Below are 15,735 nucleotides of genomic sequence, written 5' to 3'. Positions count from 1 at the left end.
TTGTCGATGTGACCGCCGGGCCGGCAGCCGGGGCGGCGGACGGGGCGGCTCCGGGCCACAGCCTGCTTCTCATCGGCAGCGGCGTGCCACGCCGGCCGACGGGCGGTCAGGCGAGGGGCGAGACGGCCCCGCGCGAGTAGCGGGTGATCTGCCGGCGGATCCGACGGTAGCCGCGACGCTCGAGGGCATTCCGCACCTTCGGCGACACCAGCGCGGCCCCGTGGGCGGCCAGGTTGGCCGGGATGAGCAGCGCCGGATACCACGGCACGGCCGGTCTCTGCCCCAGCTCACGCATCCCGGCGGGGCCGTTGAGGTAGGTCGCCGTGGCCCGGTGGCGGGCCACGTCCAGCCGCCGGCGAAGCGTCGGCAGATGCGGGAAGTCCGTGTGCCCGTACGAGTCCAGCAGTGCCCGGCCCAGGATCACCGAGTTCTGGTCGGGCGGCGGGGACGTGCGCAGGAAGTGGTACATGTCCCGCAGCGCGCGCCGGGGAGTGTCATGCAGGAAGTCCTCATCAACCCCCATCACCCACCCCATCCAGCGCCACAGGTGCATGACCGCGCGGGCGTCGGACGGCGTGTGCGGGATGCCCAGCACGAGCGTGCCCAACAGGAACGTGGCCGAGAACAGACCGTTGGTGGCCGCCATGTCGGCCTGGTTGATGGGCTGGCCCTTGGCCGCGACGTCCCATCCCTTGTCGAGCATCGCCCGGTTGACCCGCGCGTGCATGAGGCGCACATGCACGGTGGTCTCCCAGCCGGGACTGCCCGGCCGCCAGCCGTCGGGCGCGGCGACCGCGTGCCACCAGGCCATGGTCTCTGCGACCCGCTTCGCGGTGCCCTCCCCCGTGAGGCGCCCCGTCGAGGCGAGCACCTCGGTGGTCGCCGCCGGCCGGTAGCCGCCCAGCAGGGCCAGGTCGCCCAGCACGTACTGACCGGTCAGCCCGGCACGGAGGCAGACCCGGGCCCCCCGGTCGGCGAGCTCGGGGTCCAGCCAGTCGGGCAGCTCAGTGACCGCGCGCACGAAGACCGTGACCTCGTCCGGCTCCCCCGCCGGCGCCGCCTCGCCGGATACCGCCGCGTCCAGAGCCGCCCGCACCCGGGCCATCGTGGTGTCACCACGGGAGATCGACTCGAGCACCACATCGGCCACCGGGTCCCCTGAGCCCAGCGCCTCGGCGATCCGGGCCCGCTCGGCCGGCGTGGGCCCCGATCGCACGTCGGCGAACGGCCGGAGCAGCAGCGCCGCCCGGGCGCCCCACCGCTCGTCGGCGGCAAACCGGTCCGGAGCACCGACCGGCCGGGCCGGCGCCGCGTCCGTGGTCACGCCACCTCCCCCTCGGGCGCTCCTCCCCCGGATCCGCCGGCCGCGGCCACCCCGTGGGGGACCGGGCACCCGCCGCCCGCCATCCGATCCCGGGGCGTGATGGGGTGCGCCCCGAGGTCCGCGGGCCGGTATCCGGTCGGGTAACCGGGATAGGTCCGGTTCTCCGTGCCCTCCGTGCCGTACGCCTTACGACGGACCGGGAACCAGCGGATGATGCGCGACCGCAGGCGGATCGCCGAGTAGGCGGCTCCACGTACGCGCGGCGCCGGTGCCGGGAAGCCGAAGGCCCGCGCCATGTCGTCGTCGATGAGCGACTGCACGACCTTGCGGACCAGAGGCCGCATCGACTGCGGGTACCACGCGCACATGAGGTCGAGCGTGTAGTTGCCGATCTCGTTGTTGGTGTCCGCGTAGCGGAACACCCGGGCCTCGTAGGCGTCCCGCCAGCGCCGGAACTCGCCCATGTCCTCCGGGATGTCGGTGATGTTCATCCGCTGCCCCACCCCGCGGTAGAAGTGGAACGCGGCCAGCCGCTCGTTTGGGTGCAGCCGGCGCCAGCCGTTAGCGTCGATCCACTCGAGCGGCTCGTAGATGAACGTCGACAGTACGTACAGCATGTCGTCGTTCGTGATGTCGTACATCGCGTGCTGCCGGTTGATCACCCGCAGCGACTCCTTGCCGCGCGTCGAATCGACACCGTGCTCCACGAGTTCGGCCATGAGCAGCGCCGTGTCGTCGTACCGCTGCTGCGGAGCGTCCCGGAAGTTGCCCGCCCCGGCCAGCACCGCCGAGACCGACGGCACGCAGTACGTGCGGTACAGCGCCAGCTCGAGCGCCCGCTGGTAATCCCACGGGAACTCGTACGCGGCGGTGATGCGGTGGATCTCCGCCGCGTCCGTCACCGGGTCGAGCGACGCGATGAGATCGCGCCAGTACCAGCGGCCCGGCTTGAACGGCACGGTGGCCGTGAGCGGATGCGCCCTGTCCGCGTCGGGGACCATGTCCACCGGGATCGGACCGAACACCCCGGGGACCGTCTGCTGCCGGGTGTCGGACGACGACAGCGACGGCTTCGTCGTCGTCGACACATCCCCGGTCGTACCTGGCGTGGTCGCGGTCATGCCTGGATCACATCTTTCCCTGGACGTTGGTGAGCATCCACTTGACGATCTTGATGTCCCGCGGCTTGCGGGTCATCGTCATGAGATTGAGCGGGGCGGCGAACTTCTCGACCGTGATCGAGCGCGGGCGGGAGAACTCCCGCAACCCGTCGGCGCCGTGGATCCGGCCGAAGCCCGACTCGCCCGAGCCCCCGAACGGCAGGGCCGCGATGCCGGCGAACGCGAGGAACGAGTTGATCGAGACCATGCCGGCATCGACCTTCTCCGCGAGTGCGAGTCCACGCTTGCGGTCCTTGGTGAAGATCGCGCTGCCCAGTCCGTAGTTGACGGCGTTGGCCTTCTCGACGCCCTCCTCCAGGTCGCGCACCTTGTTGATGGTCACGGTCGGGCCGAAGGTCTCCTCGGTGATCGCGGTCGAATCCTCCGGCACGTCGACCAGCACGACCGGCTCGACGATCCGGTCGCCCACCGACTCCTCGCCACCGACCACGGCCCTGCCGCCGCGGGCGATCGCGTCCTTGACGTGGCGGCGGATGATGTCGACCTGCGAGGGCATGGTCATGGGACCGTAGCTCGAGCTGATCGAGGTGCCGGGCGACAGTGCGCGGACCTTCGCGGCGAACTTGTGGACGAACGCCTCGTGGACGTCCTCGTGCACGTAGATCCGCTCGACGCCGGCGCAGGTCTGGCCCGCGTTGCCCATGGCGCCGAAGACGGTCTGATCCACAGCGGCATCGAGATTCGCGTCCTTGTCGATGAGCACCGCGTCCTTGCCGCCGCCCTCGATGACGACCGGGGTGAGGGTCTCGGCGCACGCGGCCATGACCTTGCGGCCCGTCGCCGCGGAACCGGTGAAGGCCAGTTTGTCGACACCGGCCCTGCACAGCGCGGCGCCGGTCGAGCCGTCACCGGTGATGGTCTGGATGAGCGGCTGGGAGGCGCCGAGCGAATCCCAGACCTCGGCGAGCCACACCCCGACACCCGGTGTGAACTCGCTGGGCTTGAACACGACCGCGTTACCGGCGGCCATGGCGTAGGACAGCGTGCCCATCGGGGTGAAGACCGGGTAGTTCCACGGGCCGATCGCCCCCACCACCCCGAACGGCTGGTACTCGACGTACGCGGACTGGTTGCTCATGAGCAGGCCGGCCGAGACGGAGCGACGACGAAGGACCTTGTTGGCGTTCTTGGCGGCCCACTCCAGGTGGCCGACCGCGAGCAACACCTCGAGGGTCGCGTCCTCGTCCGGCTTACCGGTCTCGGCGGAGATCAGCGCCGCCAGCTCGGCCGCGCGGGAGGAGATCGCACGCTTGTACTCCAGCAACCATTCTCGCCGACCACGCGGCCCCTGCGTCGCCCACCACGCGGCGGCGGCGCGGGCTCGCTCCACGGCGAGGGCGACCTCCTCCGGGCCGGCGATCGGGTACTCCGCGAGGACCGTGCCGTCGCGGGGGTCCAGGCTGGCGAAGGTGGGGCCGGTCTTGCTCGGCTCGGTGGTGGTCATCGGAGGCCTCCCGTTTCAGATCACATATATTTGATGTAGCGTACGGTGATACCGGCCACAGTAGTCGACTGCGACCGTTCCCGACACCCCTACAGCAAGGAAAGAGGCTCGACGTGTTCGACATCCTCACCGAAGAGCAGCGTGACTTCGCCAAGTCGATCGACGACTTCTGTGCCCGCGAGGTCGGCAGCGTCGAGAAGCGTGCCGAGCTGACCATGGAGGGTGGCACCCACTCTCCCGAGATCTACGCCAAGATGGCCGAACTCGGCTGGCTCGGCCTGACCATCCCCGAGGAGTACGGCGGCTCCGCCGCCGGCGCGGTCGAACTCTGCCTCCTCCTCGAGCACTCGCTCAAGGGCCTGGCCCCCATCGGCGGCATCGGCCCCACCCTGATCACCGCCGCCGCCTACGAGAAGTTCGGCAACGAAGAACAGCGCAAGCGCGCCCTCGAGCTCACCGTGGGCGGCGGCACCCTGTCGATCTCGATGTCCGAGCCCGGCGCCGGCTCCGACGTGGCCGCGCTGCGCTGCAAGGCCGAGCGCGACGGCGACGAGTGGGTGATCAACGGCCAGAAGACCTGGTGCTCCAACGCCCACTTCGCCGACCGCATTCTGCTGGTCGCCCGCACCGACTCGTCGGGCAGGAAGCACGAGGGAATCACGATGTTCGACGTGCCGGCCGACATCGAGGGCCTGCAGATCACCGGCATCGACACCATGGGCGGCAAGGAGGTCAACGACCTATACTTCACCGACGTCCGCCTGCCCGCCGACGCGGTGGTCGGCGAGGTCGGCGGCGGCTGGCAGCAGCTCATGACCGGCCTCAACACCGAGCGCCTCATCCTGGCCGCCATGCAACTCGGCGTTGCCCAGCGCGCGTTCGACGACTGCCTGAACTTCATCAAGGAGCGCGAGCAGTTCGGCCGACCCGTCGGCTCCTTCCAGGTGATCCGCCACCGCATGGCCGACCTGGCCACCGAGATCGAGGCCACCCGCCTGCTCGTCTACGCGGTGGCCAGGAAGGTCGACGAGTCGGACCCCGACGCCCTCTTCCCGCGCGAGGCGTCCATGGTCAAGCTCAAGGCCACCGAGCTGAGCAAGCGGGTCACCCTCGAGTGCATGCAGTCGATGGGCGGCTACGGCTATGCCACCGAGTACGGCATGGAGCGTCTCGTCCGCCAGGCCGTGGTCTCGCCGATCTACGGCGGCACCAACGAGGTCCAGCGCGACATCATCGGAAAGACGTACGGACTGTGAGCGCGGCCGAGCTCACCGAGATCCGCTCCCTCGAGACCGTCCCGTCCGAGCGGGTCTCCGCCCTGTGGGACGCCCTCGAGCCGGCCCGCGTCGAGGACATCGCCGGTAGCCGCTGGCGCGGCACGGGCCTGGACACCGGGCACCAGATGTTCAGCATGCTCGGCCAGATGCGCTGGTGGGGAAAGGACTTCACCGACGCGCGCAAGGTCGACCCCATTCTCGTGACCGACGACTCCGGGGACGTCGTTCCCGATACGTCGGCGACGGGCGGCGGCGGGGCCTCTCTGTGGGAGGTCTCGTTCCGCGGACGGCCGACCGCCTCCATGGTGTACGACCGGCTGCCGGTGATCGACCACTTCGTCGTCGTCGACACCGACGCCTCCGGGCTACCCACCACCCTCCTGGCCGTGATGAACGGGCGCGGCACCGTCTCCGACGGGGAGCACTTCTGGTTTGTCCTCGACCGCGAGGGCTGAACCCGGGGCGCGTGGTGCGGAGCACGGATGCGCGCTCCGCCCACCGCCCGCACAATGGGCCCATGAGCGCCACCGCCGAACGCCCGGTCCGCATCGCCGTCCAGCTCCAGCCGCAGCACGCCCCCGACTATCGTCTGCTGCGCGACGCCGTCCGCAGGTCCGAGGACGCGGGCGTGGACGTGGTGTTCAACTGGGACCACTTCTACCCGCTGTACGGCGACCCCGACGGCGCCCACTTCGAGTGCTGGACCATGCTCGCCGCCTGGGCGGAGCAGACCGAGCGGGTCGAGATCGGCGCCCTGGTGACCTGCAACAGCTACCGCAATCCCGACCTGCTCGCCGACATGGCCCGCACCGTCGACCACATCTCGGGCGGGCGGCTCATCCTCGGGCTGGGCGGTGGATGGTTCGAACGCGACTACACCGAGTACGGGTACGAGTTCGGCACGAAGGGCTCGCGGCTGGACGCGCTCGGCGACTCGCTGGAGCGCATCGAGAACCGGCTGGCCAGGCTGACCCCCGCGCCCACACGCGACATCCCGGTCCTGCTCGGCGGCGGCGGGGAGCGCAAGACGCTCCGGCACGTCGCGCGGCACGCCGACATCTGGCACTCGTTCGTGGACGTGGAGACCTACCGCCACAAGTCCGCGGTGCTCGCCGCGCACTGCGCTGACGTGGACCGCGACCCGGCCGAGATCGAACGCTCGACCGAGATCGGCGGTGCCGAGTCGCCGGATGCGGCGCGGCGGGCGGCGGAGGCGCTGCATGCTGAGGGCATCACGTTGTTCACCGTGGGCGTCGACGGGCCCGACTACCCGCTCGAGCTGGTCGAGTCACTGGTGGCCTGGCGCGACGGGCGCTGAGGCGGACGCTGAAGAACGCTCCTGCGGGCTCGCCCCCCGGGGAGGGCGCCCGACGGCCAGGGCTCAGGTGCCCTTGACTGCGCGGTCCGCCCGACGCCACGCGCGGAAGTTGAGCCACGACAGGACGAGCATCAGCACGAGCACGAACGAGGCCGGAGCTGACGGCCTTCCGGTGACGATCAGCCCGACGGCGTTGACCACCGCCAGCACGGTGAAGAAGCCGACGAACCCGCCGAGCACCTCCAGCCGCTGACGGGTGCCCAGCGCGTCCGATCCGGAACGGGCCACCGCCGGGTCAGCTCTTCAGGCCGCCGGCGGTGAGACCGGAGACGATGCGCCGCTGGAAGATCAACACCATGATCACCAGCGGGACGGTCACCAGGGCGCCGGCCGCCATGATCGCCGCGTACGGCTGGGTGAACGGGTCGTTGCCCGCGAAGCGGGCGATCGCCACGGTCACCGGCTCGGTCGACTGGTTCGACAGCTGGCTCGACAGCATGAACTCGTTCCACGTCATGATGAACGCGAGGATCGCCGTGGTGAACAGGGCCGGCGCGGCCAGCGGCAGGATGATCTTGACGAACGCCTGCCCACGGGTGGCGCCGTCGACGCGCGCTGCCTCCTCGAGCTCCCACGGCAGGTCGTTGAAGAACGACGTGAGCGTGTAGATCGTGAGCGGGAGCGCGAACGAGATGTTGGGGATGATCATCGCCTGGTAGCTGCCGATCCAGCCGATATCGGTGAACAGCTGGAACAGCGGGGTCACCAGGGCGACGCCCGGGAACATCGACGCCGCGAGAATCACGCCGGTCACCATGAACTTGCCGCGGAAATCCACGCGGGCCAGCGCGTAGGCGGCGAACACGCCGAAGGTGATCGCCGCCGCCGTGGTGACGACACTGATGAAGACCGAGTTGCCGATCGCCGCCAGGAAATCGTTGCCACCGCTCGTGTCGAGCGCCTGCTTGAAGTTGTCGAGCGTCAGGTGCGTCGGCAGCGGGTTCTGCGAGAACGTGTGCACATTGTCCCGGAATGCGGTGACGACCATCCAATAGAACGGCGCGAGACCCCAGACCAGGATGAACAGGGCACCCAGGTAGGTGCGGACCTGCGGCCAGAGCGGTGGCCTGGGCGCTTTGAGAGCCGGGCGGGCGGAGTCGGGTCGACCGCCGGGTCGGGATCCCGGACCGGAACCGGCCGGGGCGGTGGGTGCGCTCACCGGATCTCCTCCTTCTTGCCGGTGCGGTCTTCGACCACGTTCGCCCCGAGCCACTTCACCATGACGAACGCCACCGCGAAGATGAGCAGGAATACCAACGTGGACAGCGCGGACGCACTGTTGAATGCGCCGGTTCTCATCTGGTTGACCACGAGCTGCGAGATGGTGGCGGTGGGCGAGCTCGAGTTGGCGCTGATGAGGATCACCGGCAGGTCGTACATGCGCAGCGCATCGAGGGTGCGGAACAGGACCGCCACCATGAGCGCCGGCCGGACCAGCGGCAGGGTGATCCTGGTGAACTGCTGCCACTTGGAGGCGCCGTCCACGCGGGCCGCCTCGTAGACGTCGCGGGGGATCATCTGCAGGCCGGCGAGGATGAGCAGCGCCATGAACGGCGTCGTCTTCCACACGTCGGCGACGATCACGGCGACCTTCGAGTAGAAGGGGTCGGTGGTCCAGGCGATGTCGCGGCCGAGAATCGAGTTGACGATCCCGTTGGGCGAGAAGATGAACGCCCACAGCTTGGCGGTGACCGCGGTGGGGATGGCCCAGGGCACCAGCACCGCGGCCCGCAACAGGGCGCGGCCCCAGATGTTGCGACCCATGACCACGGCCATCCAGAAGCCGAGCGCCGTCTCGATCGACACGGTCACCACGGTGAACATCGCCGTGTTGCGCATGGCGGGCCAGAAGTCGGTGGCGATGTTGCCGGGGGCACACGGGACGGAGTTGCCACTGTTGCTGGTGCACGTCTGGGTGAGCCAGTAGATGTAGTGCTGGAGGGTGCCGAACGTCCCCGCCTCGAACTTGCCGGTCGCGGGATTGAGACCGGCATCGCCGACGAACGACAGATAGACGGCCCGCACGATCGGGTAGCCGATGATGACGGCGAGGATGACCAGCGGCGGCCCGACCATCCACAGTGGGCGCCAGTCGAACTTCTTCTTGACGAGCGCCGGCGGCTCGGCCGCCTTCCGCTCAACGCCTGGCGGGGAGGCCGGGGCCGTCGGGGCCTCCGGTCGCTGGGCTGTCATCGGCCCTCCTGGATTCGGTGGTGCGAGGAGTGGTGCGGCACAAGGTGCGGCTGTGGCGCCTGGAACTCGGTGCGGGAGCCGACGCCCCGGACGACGAACCGGCCGGCACACGGGATCGTATACCCGCGCACCGGCCGGTCGACGGCGGTACGGCGATGAGTCCGGGAGTTCGAAGGTCTCCCGCTCACCTCAGCCGCGGATTCTCAGTTCCCGGCCTGTTGGATGGCCGCGGCCATATCGGTCGTTGCCTGGTCGACGGACTTCTCGTCCTTGAGTGCTGCGTGGGTGTTGTCCTGCACCGCCTTGGACACCGCCGGGTAGAACGGGGTCACGGGGCGGGGCTTGGCGTTCTCCAGCGCGACCTTCAGCGCAGTCATGTACGGGAACTCGGCCTGCAGGTCCGCATTGTCATAGATCGAGGCCAGGACCGGCGGGAACGAGGCCTGGGCGAAGCCCATCTGGACCTCTTCGCTGATGATGTACTGGACGAAGTCCACAGCGGTGGCCTTGTTCTCCGAGAAGACGCTGATGGCGTTGTTGTAGCCACCCAGGGTGGAGGCACCTGCGCCGTCCGGGCCCAGGATCGGCGCGACGTCGAAGTTCTCGGCGACCTCGGGCTGCCCCTCGGTCAGGGCCTTGTCGTACATGTACGGCCAGTTGTAGGAGTACATGGTCTCGCCGGCGAGGAAGCCGAGAGCGGTCTCCTCCTCGGAGAAGGAGTCGGTCTTCTTGGCGATCACGTCGGACTGGTAGCCGTCGACGAGGGCCTGGAGTCCGGCGCGCGACTGCTCGGACTCGACCTCGGGGGTCGCACCGTCCTCGCCCACGATGGCGCCACCCCAGCTGTTGATGAACTGGCTGGCGGCCACCGTGGTCTGCTCGCCGAGATTGAGCGGCATCTGGAGGCAGTCGACGTTGGCCTCGAACGCAGCGATGCACGAGTCGACCAGCGCCTGCCAGTTGGCCGGGGCCTCGGGCTGCATGTCGGTGCGGTAGTACAGCAGCTGCGCGTTGGTGTTCTGCGGGACCGCGTAGAGCGTGCCGTTGTAGGTGGCCGACTCGACGGCGGCCGGGAGGAGGCCGGAGGTGTCGACGGCGGTGTCGCCCTCGATCGGCTGGATCCAGTCGTTCGCCGCGAAGTGGGCGGTGTCGGTGATGTCCAGGGCGAACACGTCGTACTCGCCGCTCTTGGCCTGGAGGGACTGGACCAGCGTGTCACGCTGACCGTCCTGGTCACCGGGGAGCTCGTGGAGGGTGACCTCCTCGTCGGGGTGCTCGGCGTTCCACTGCTCGATGAACGGCTTCAGTGTCTCGACGTCGTTCTTACCCATCGCGAACTTGATGGGGCCGCGCGACTCGACACCGGCGGTGGTGTCCTCGCTCGCCGACGTGTCGCCGCCGTCGTCGCTCGAGCATGCGGTCACGGAGAGCGCGACGATCGAGGCGATCGCGGCACCCTTGAAAATCCTGCCGAATCCGGCCATGAATCCAACTCCTGTCATCGACCCGTGCGAGGACGACCAGTGGCCGCACTCACAATGTCTTCAGGAACCCTATCCCAGCACCGCCCGCGCCTCGCCCCGCTTGTCACACCCGCATCAGGTCGCTACCTAAACGTGACCTTCGGCGCAACGGCGAGCCGAGCGAGTTAGGTTAGGCTCACCATATGTCTACCAGAAGGATCAAGCCCGGCGCCGCCGTCACCGTCCCCGTCACCCTCACCGCCCGAGAACTGATCAGCCCGTCCTTCGTGCGGCTGACCGTGACCGGCGAGGCCCTGGCCGACTACCGCCCCATGGGCGCGGACCAGTGGTTCCGCCTGTTCCTGCCGACCGAGGGCGCCGGCGGGTCCGCCGAACCGAAGACGCTGCCGGACATGAGCATCCGCAGCATGGCCGCCTACACGCTCACCCCGCCCTCGCGTCGGCCGCTCATCCGCAACTACACGACCGCCGGGTACCGACCCGCCGACCCGGCAGCGGGACGGGCCACCGCCGAGCTCGACTTCGACGTGTATGTGGACGACTCCCACTCCGGCCCGGGCCTGACCTGGGCGCGCGATGCGGCGATCGGCTCCCCTGCCGCGATCCTCGACGAGGGACGCCTCTACGCACCGCCGGCCGGGTCCACGGCCGAACTACTGGTCGGCGACGAATCCGCCCTGCCCGCGATCGCCGGCATCCTGGACCAGGCCCCGCCGGCCCTGAGCGGGCTCGTCGTCGTCGAGGTCAGAGACCCCCGCGACATCCGCGACCTCCCCCGACCCGCGGGGGTCGAGGTCGTGTGGAAACAACGGGGCGACGACGACGAGCACGGCGCCCGCGCGACCGATGAGGTCCGGCGGCGCGGTGTCCCGGTCGACCTCACATATGCCTACCTCGCCGGCCCGTCGTCCATGGTGACCGGCCTCCGCCGGTTCCTGGTCAGGGAATGCGGCGTCGCCAAGGACATCGTGACGTTCACCGGCTACTGGCGGTGACACCGGAGAACGCCCTCAGCCCATCCGCGCGGTGAGACCCCTGCGCAGCTGATACTCAGCGCAGGCGGTCACCCGTCTCGGCGTCGAAGAACCGAACCTGCCCCTCGTGCGCGGCCAGGCGGATGTCCTCGCCCTTGCGCGGGTGGTCGGTCGACTCGGCGCGATAGACGAGCGGGTGCCCGTCGGGCGTCGAGCAGTGCAGGAAGCTGTCCGCGCCGAGCTCCTCGACCAGGTCGACGACGGCGTGCATTCCCTCCCCGCCCCGCGCGGCCAGGCGCAGATGCTCGGGCCGCACGCCGATGGTGACCTTGCCGACCGCGCCGGCCGGGGCGGGGACGCGCATGCCGTCGAGTTCGACGGTCCCGTCGACCACCGGCGCGTCGAAGAGGTTCATCGCCGGCGAACCGATGAAGCCGGCCACGAACGCGTTGATCGGATTTTCGTATAGCTCGCGGGGTGCGGCGACCTGTTGGAGACGCCCGTCGCGCAGGACCGCCACCCGGTCGCCCATCGTCATGGCCTCGACCTGGTCGTGGGTCACGTAGATCATCGTCGTGTGGAGTTCGCGTTGCAGCTTGGCGATCTGGGCACGCGTGGCCACACGCAGTTTGGCGTCGAGGTTGGACAGCGGCTCGTCCATGAGGAACACCTGCGGGCTCCGCACGATCGCCCGGCCCATCGCCACACGCTGACGCTGGCCGCCCGAGAGTTCCTTGGGCTTGCGGTTCAGGTAGGGCACCAGGTCGAGCATCTCCGCGGCCCTGTCGACCCGCTCGGTGATCTCGGCCTTGGACTTCTTGGCCAGCTTCAGGGCGAAGCCCATGTTCTCGCGGACCGTGTAGTGCGGGTAGAGGGCGTAGTTCTGGAACACCATCGCGATGTCCCGGTCCTTGGGCTCGAGTCCGGTGACGTCCTTGCCGCCGATGGTGATCGTGCCCTGCGTGACCGGCTCCAGGCCGGCGAGCGAACGCAGGATGGTGGACTTGCCGCACCCCGACGGGCCGACGAGGACTAGGAACTCGCCCTCCCCGATGTGCAGGTCCAGCTCGTCGACACTGGGGCGGGTCGCCCCGGGATAGACGATGGACACGTTCTCGAAACTGACTCCGGACACGTTGCGTCACTTTCCCTTCACCGGCAGGAACGTGCCGGACGATCCGAGATTGAGGGTGAACACAGGTGACTGTAGCGACCGAGCGGAGAGTTCACCCGCACTGCGCCCGTAGTTCATCCGGACGTGGCCGCCTCTCTCCCGGCTGGTCGTCCGCCCTTCCTACGGTCACAGGGTTCGCTCAGCCGCAAACGTCTTCAGGGAGAAATGATGTCGATCCGCCGCCTGCTGCCGCTCACCACCTCGGGAGGTGCTGCGCCCGGGATCTCGAACCGCCAGCACATCACCTGTGTCTACAAGTGTGGTGACCAGTGCGCCGCGCCGGTTCCCAACACCACGGGCAACCCGTACTTCGGGGACATCGCCACCGAGATCAGCCGCCGCGGCGCCCTGAAGGCCGCCGGCGTGGTGGCGCTCGCCGTGGGCGCCACGCAGGTGATGCCCGGCGTGGCGGCGGCCCAGGGTTCGGCCGCCGGCTCGCTCGGCGACACGGGATCGCTCGGCGGCAACGGCATCGACACCACCTTCACCCCGGTCTCCCCCAACACCGACGACGCCGTGACCGTCCCGGCGGGGTACTCGAGTGACGTGGTGATCCGCTGGGGCGACCCCGTGATCGCGGGCGCACCCGAGTTCGACTTCGAGAACCAGACCGCCGCCGCGCAGGCCCGGCAGTACGGCTTCAACTGCGATCTCGCCGTGATGTTCCCCATGGATGACCGCGACGAGCGCTTCCTGTTCACCGTGAACCACGAGTACACGACCGAACCCTCGATGTTCCGCGGCTACGACCCGGAGAATCCGACCCGCGAGCAGGTCGAGATCGCCTGGGCCGCGCACGGCATGTCCGTGGTGGAACTGGCCAGCCGCCCGGACGACGGCGGACTCGACCCCGTCCTGGGTTCCTACAACCGCCGCATCACCGCGCTGACCCCGTTCGAACTGCGCGGCCCCGCCGTCGGCCCGCTGACCCGGACCAACGCCGACCCTACCGGCACCCGCGTGCTGGGCACACTGAACAACTGCGCCGGCGGCCACACCCCGTGGGGCACCGTGCTGTCCGGCGAGGAGAACTTCAACCAGTACTTCGGCACCGCCGGCACCATCACCGACACCACGAGGCTCGAGCAGCTGCGTCGCTACGGTATCGCCGCCGAGACGTCCGGCCGGAAGTGGGAGAACTTCGACGACCGCTTCGATCTGGCCAAGGAGCCGAACGAGGTGAACCGCTTCGGCTACGTGGTCGAGGTCGACCCGTGGAACCCGACCTCGACCCCGGTCAAGCACTCCGCCATGGGCAGGTTCAAGCACGAGGGCGCCAGCATCCACGTGACCCCCGGCGGCACCGTGGTGGCCTACTCCGGCGACGACGAGCGGTTCGACTATCTCTACAAGTTCGTCTCGAGCCGCAAGATCACCCCGGGCCAGACCGCCACCGCGCGCGCCGAGAACATGAAGATCCTCGACGAGGGCACGCTCTACGTGGCCACCTTCTCCGGCAACTCCCCGGCCGCCGAGATCGACGGCACCGGCGCCCTGCCCGCCGACGGCCGGTTCGACGGCTCCGGCACCTGGATCCCGCTGATGACGGTCACCGCCGACGGCACGGCCGTCTCGCATGTGGACGGCATGACCCCCGAGCAGGTCGCGGTGCACACCCGCATGGCCGGCGACGCGGTGGGCGCCACCAAGATGGACCGTCCCGAGGACGTCGAGCCGAGCCCGACCACCGGCAAGGTCTACATGGCGCTGACCAACAACTCGCAGCGCGGCACCGCTGGCAAGGCCGCCGCCGACGAGGCCAACCCGCGGCACAACAACAAGCACGGCCAGGTCGTGGAGATCACCGACGACCACGCGGGCACCACCTTCGGCTGGAACCTGCTGCTCGTCTGCGGCGACCCGATGGAGGCCGACACCTACTTCGGCGGCTTCGACAAGTCCAAGGTCAGCCCGATCTCCTGCCCGGACAACGTGGCGTTCGGCCCGGACGGCGGCCTGTGGGTCTCCACCGACGGCAATGCACTCGGCTTCAACGACGGCCTCTACTCCGTCGCCACGTCAGGTCCGAACCGCGGCGAGACCAAGCTGTTCCTCACCGTGCCGATCGGCGCCGAGACGTGCGGCCCGCTGGTCTTCGAGAACCGCGCGATCGTCAACGTCCAGCACCCGGGCGAGAAGGACGGCTCCTCGATCGAGAACCCGGCCTCGCACTGGCCCGACGGCGGCGCCTCGCAGCCGCGGCCCTCGACCGTGGTGGCGTGGAAGAACGGCTTCGGCGGCGGAGCCGGGTCACTGGGCGGCCTGCTGCCGGCGGGCCTGCTGGGCTCCTGACCGACCCCGCGCCTCCCGCGCACGAAGTGACGCCCCGCTTCCTCCCGAGGAGGCGGGGCGTCGGTCATCTACCCGGCCCGGGCTTGCGCGCCCGGAATGCGCCCATACGCTGGGGTTACGCGTCCGGAATGAAGCAAAGCCGACGCGTAACCCCGCCGGTTATGAGCAAAGAGGACGCGCAGGCGCGGGTTACCGGGCGGGGGCGAGCTCGCGGTCGCGGGCCAGGCCGCGCTCGACAGTGGCCGCGATCGATGCGGCGACGCCCTCCGGATCGTCGGACATCGGCACGTGCCCGTCGGCGGACGTCTCGATCCGCGCCCGCGGGAACAGCCGCGCCGCGAGCCGCCGCTGCGCCGCGGGGAGCACGAGGTCGAGCCGGCCCCAGCGGATGGTCAACGGCACGTCCTCGTCGACGGGCGCGGTGAACACGAACGCGCGCCGGTCGGCCCGGTCGAGCACGGTGTTGGTGATGATCGCCTCGCCGTCGATCGCCGCTGCCTCGGCCGGGTAGCGCCACGGCCGCGCGCAGAAGGCACCCATCATCACCGCGCGCCCCGCCGCCCGCTGCGACACCGCGGGGATGTGTCGACCGAGCTTGGCGGCGACGCGCTGCAGGCTGTGGAACACAGTGATCGTGTAGCGCCAGTCGGCGTCAGATCTGAAGAATCCCGCAGGTGAGAGGGCCGTGGCGCTGTGCGCGTGCCCACGGGCCGCCATCTCCAGCGCGAGGAAGCCGCCGAGGGAGTTACCGGCGAAGTGCGCGCGCTCGCCGGGCGGGACGATGTCCTCCAGCAGGGTGGTGAGCTGGTCGACCATGTACTCCAGCGGGTCGCCCTCGGTCGGCAGGTCCGGGGAGAGGCCGTGGCTCGGCAGGTCCACCATCACGAGCCGGTACCGGTCCTCCAGCAGCGGGACGACGGGGTCCCAGGCGTGCCCACGGTGGCAGACCCCGTGGATGAGAACGACGGTCGGTCCCGTGCCCGTGACGCGGTGATACAGATCCATTCGTCAAGT

Annotated in this window: 14 protein-coding genes; 5 read left to right on the top strand and 9 right to left on the bottom strand. The window is 69.6% G+C overall.

Features of this window, described 5'->3' with window-relative positions; all coding sequences use genetic code 11:
- Positions 1–106: 106 nt before the first annotated feature.
- Genes K3888_RS08070 through K3888_RS08060 form a run of 3 tightly spaced genes read right to left on the bottom strand, consistent with a single transcriptional unit; the run spans position 107 to position 3,949 of the window.
- Positions 107–1,324 (bottom strand): oxygenase MpaB family protein, encoded by a 1,218-nt coding sequence (locus K3888_RS08070; RefSeq protein ID WP_308281931.1) that lies wholly within the window; start codon positions 1,322–1,324, stop codon positions 107–109.
- Positions 1,321–2,445 (bottom strand): oxygenase MpaB family protein, encoded by a 1,125-nt coding sequence (locus K3888_RS08065; RefSeq protein ID WP_230929737.1) that lies wholly within the window; start codon positions 2,443–2,445, stop codon positions 1,321–1,323. The genes K3888_RS08070 and K3888_RS08065 overlap by 4 nt, the downstream gene beginning before the upstream one ends.
- 7 nt (positions 2,446–2,452) lie before the next feature.
- A complete protein-coding gene (locus tag K3888_RS08060) occupies positions 2,453–3,949 on the bottom strand; it encodes an aldehyde dehydrogenase family protein (protein WP_230929736.1) in 1,497 nt (498 codons plus the stop codon).
- A 113-nt stretch (positions 3,950–4,062) separates the two neighbouring features.
- Here K3888_RS08060 and K3888_RS08055 point away from each other — a divergent pair, with 113 nt between their 5' ends.
- From K3888_RS08055 to K3888_RS08045, 3 genes are all read left to right on the top strand, one after another.
- On the top strand, positions 4,063–5,205 hold the full coding sequence (locus K3888_RS08055; RefSeq protein ID WP_230929735.1) for an acyl-CoA dehydrogenase family protein: 1,143 nt from the start codon (positions 4,063–4,065) through the stop codon (positions 5,203–5,205).
- On the top strand, positions 5,202–5,681 hold the full coding sequence (locus tag K3888_RS08050) for a GXWXG domain-containing protein (RefSeq protein WP_230929734.1): 480 nt from the start codon (positions 5,202–5,204) through the stop codon (positions 5,679–5,681). Before K3888_RS08055 ends, K3888_RS08050 begins: the two co-directional genes overlap by 4 nt.
- Before the next feature lie 62 nt (positions 5,682–5,743).
- Positions 5,744–6,544 carry an LLM class F420-dependent oxidoreductase gene (locus K3888_RS08045; RefSeq protein WP_230929733.1) on the top strand — a complete coding sequence of 267 codons (801 nt, stop codon included), beginning with the start codon at positions 5,744–5,746 and terminating at the stop codon, positions 6,542–6,544.
- 63 nt (positions 6,545–6,607) lie between these two features.
- Here K3888_RS08045 and K3888_RS08040 read toward each other — a convergent pair whose 3' ends face one another.
- The 4 genes from K3888_RS08040 to K3888_RS08025 form a co-directional block, all read right to left on the bottom strand.
- Positions 6,608–6,832, bottom strand: coding sequence for a hypothetical protein (locus K3888_RS08040; protein WP_230929732.1), 225 nt, complete (start codon positions 6,830–6,832; stop codon positions 6,608–6,610).
- Between the two features lie 7 nt (positions 6,833–6,839).
- Positions 6,840–7,640: a carbohydrate ABC transporter permease gene (locus tag K3888_RS08035; RefSeq protein WP_230929785.1), complete on the bottom strand. Its 801-nt coding sequence runs from the start codon at positions 7,638–7,640 to the stop codon at positions 6,840–6,842.
- Between the two features lie 119 nt (positions 7,641–7,759).
- Positions 7,760–8,797 (bottom strand): carbohydrate ABC transporter permease, encoded by a 1,038-nt coding sequence (locus tag K3888_RS08030; RefSeq protein WP_372459546.1) that lies wholly within the window; start codon positions 8,795–8,797, stop codon positions 7,760–7,762.
- 203 nt (positions 8,798–9,000) lie between these two features.
- Complete coding sequence (locus K3888_RS08025; RefSeq protein ID WP_230929731.1) at positions 9,001–10,281, bottom strand: ABC transporter substrate-binding protein; 1,281 nt, start codon at positions 10,279–10,281, stop codon at positions 9,001–9,003.
- Positions 10,282–10,463: 182 nt separating this feature from the next.
- On the opposite strand from K3888_RS08025, the gene K3888_RS08020 reads away from it, so the two are divergent.
- The gene (locus tag K3888_RS08020; RefSeq protein ID WP_230929730.1) at positions 10,464–11,276 is read left to right on the top strand and encodes a siderophore-interacting protein; all 813 of its coding nucleotides are present in this window, start codon (positions 10,464–10,466) and stop codon (positions 11,274–11,276) included.
- Between the two features lie 55 nt (positions 11,277–11,331).
- Here K3888_RS08020 and K3888_RS08015 read toward each other — a convergent pair whose 3' ends face one another.
- The gene (locus tag K3888_RS08015; protein WP_230929729.1) at positions 11,332–12,390 is read right to left on the bottom strand and encodes an ABC transporter ATP-binding protein; all 1,059 of its coding nucleotides are present in this window, start codon (positions 12,388–12,390) and stop codon (positions 11,332–11,334) included.
- A gap of 207 nt (positions 12,391–12,597) precedes the next feature.
- On the opposite strand from K3888_RS08015, the gene K3888_RS08010 reads away from it, so the two are divergent.
- Positions 12,598–14,721 carry a PhoX family protein gene (locus tag K3888_RS08010; RefSeq protein WP_230929728.1) on the top strand — a complete coding sequence of 708 codons (2,124 nt, stop codon included), beginning with the start codon at positions 12,598–12,600 and terminating at the stop codon, positions 14,719–14,721.
- A gap of 189 nt (positions 14,722–14,910) precedes the next feature.
- Here the strand turns inward: K3888_RS08010 and K3888_RS08005 are convergent, their stop codons facing one another.
- The gene (locus tag K3888_RS08005; RefSeq protein ID WP_230929727.1) at positions 14,911–15,726 is read right to left on the bottom strand and encodes an alpha/beta fold hydrolase; all 816 of its coding nucleotides are present in this window, start codon (positions 15,724–15,726) and stop codon (positions 14,911–14,913) included.
- Between the last annotated feature and the right edge of the window lie 9 nt (positions 15,727–15,735).

The sequence above is a fragment of the Dietzia aurantiaca genome, from assembly GCF_021033825.1.
GTDB classification, from domain to species: Bacteria; Actinomycetota; Actinomycetes; order Mycobacteriales; family Mycobacteriaceae; genus Dietzia; species Dietzia aurantiaca.
Note: the sequence above shows the minus strand (reverse complement) of the source record. Positions and strands in the feature narration are given on the sequence as shown.

Coding starts and splice junctions, on each gene's coding strand:
- K3888_RS08060 (WP_230929736.1), bottom strand. CDS start 3,949: ATGACCACCACCGAGCCGAGCAAGACCGGCCCCACCTTCGCCAGCCTG.
- K3888_RS08045 (WP_230929733.1), top strand. CDS start 5,744: ATGAGCGCCACCGCCGAACGCCCGGTCCGCATCGCCGTCCAGCTCCAG.
- K3888_RS08025 (WP_230929731.1), bottom strand. CDS start 10,281: ATGGCCGGATTCGGCAGGATTTTCAAGGGTGCCGCGATCGCCTCGATC.
- K3888_RS08020 (WP_230929730.1), top strand. CDS start 10,464: ATGTCTACCAGAAGGATCAAGCCCGGCGCCGCCGTCACCGTCCCCGTC.
- K3888_RS08010 (WP_230929728.1), top strand. CDS start 12,598: ATGTCGATCCGCCGCCTGCTGCCGCTCACCACCTCGGGAGGTGCTGCG.
- K3888_RS08005 (WP_230929727.1), bottom strand. CDS start 15,726: ATGGATCTGTATCACCGCGTCACGGGCACGGGACCGACCGTCGTTCTC.
- K3888_RS08030 (WP_372459546.1), bottom strand. CDS start 8,797: ATGACAGCCCAGCGACCGGAGGCCCCGACGGCCCCGGCCTCCCCGCCA.
- K3888_RS08065 (WP_230929737.1), bottom strand. CDS start 2,445: ATGACCGCGACCACGCCAGGTACGACCGGGGATGTGTCGACGACGACG.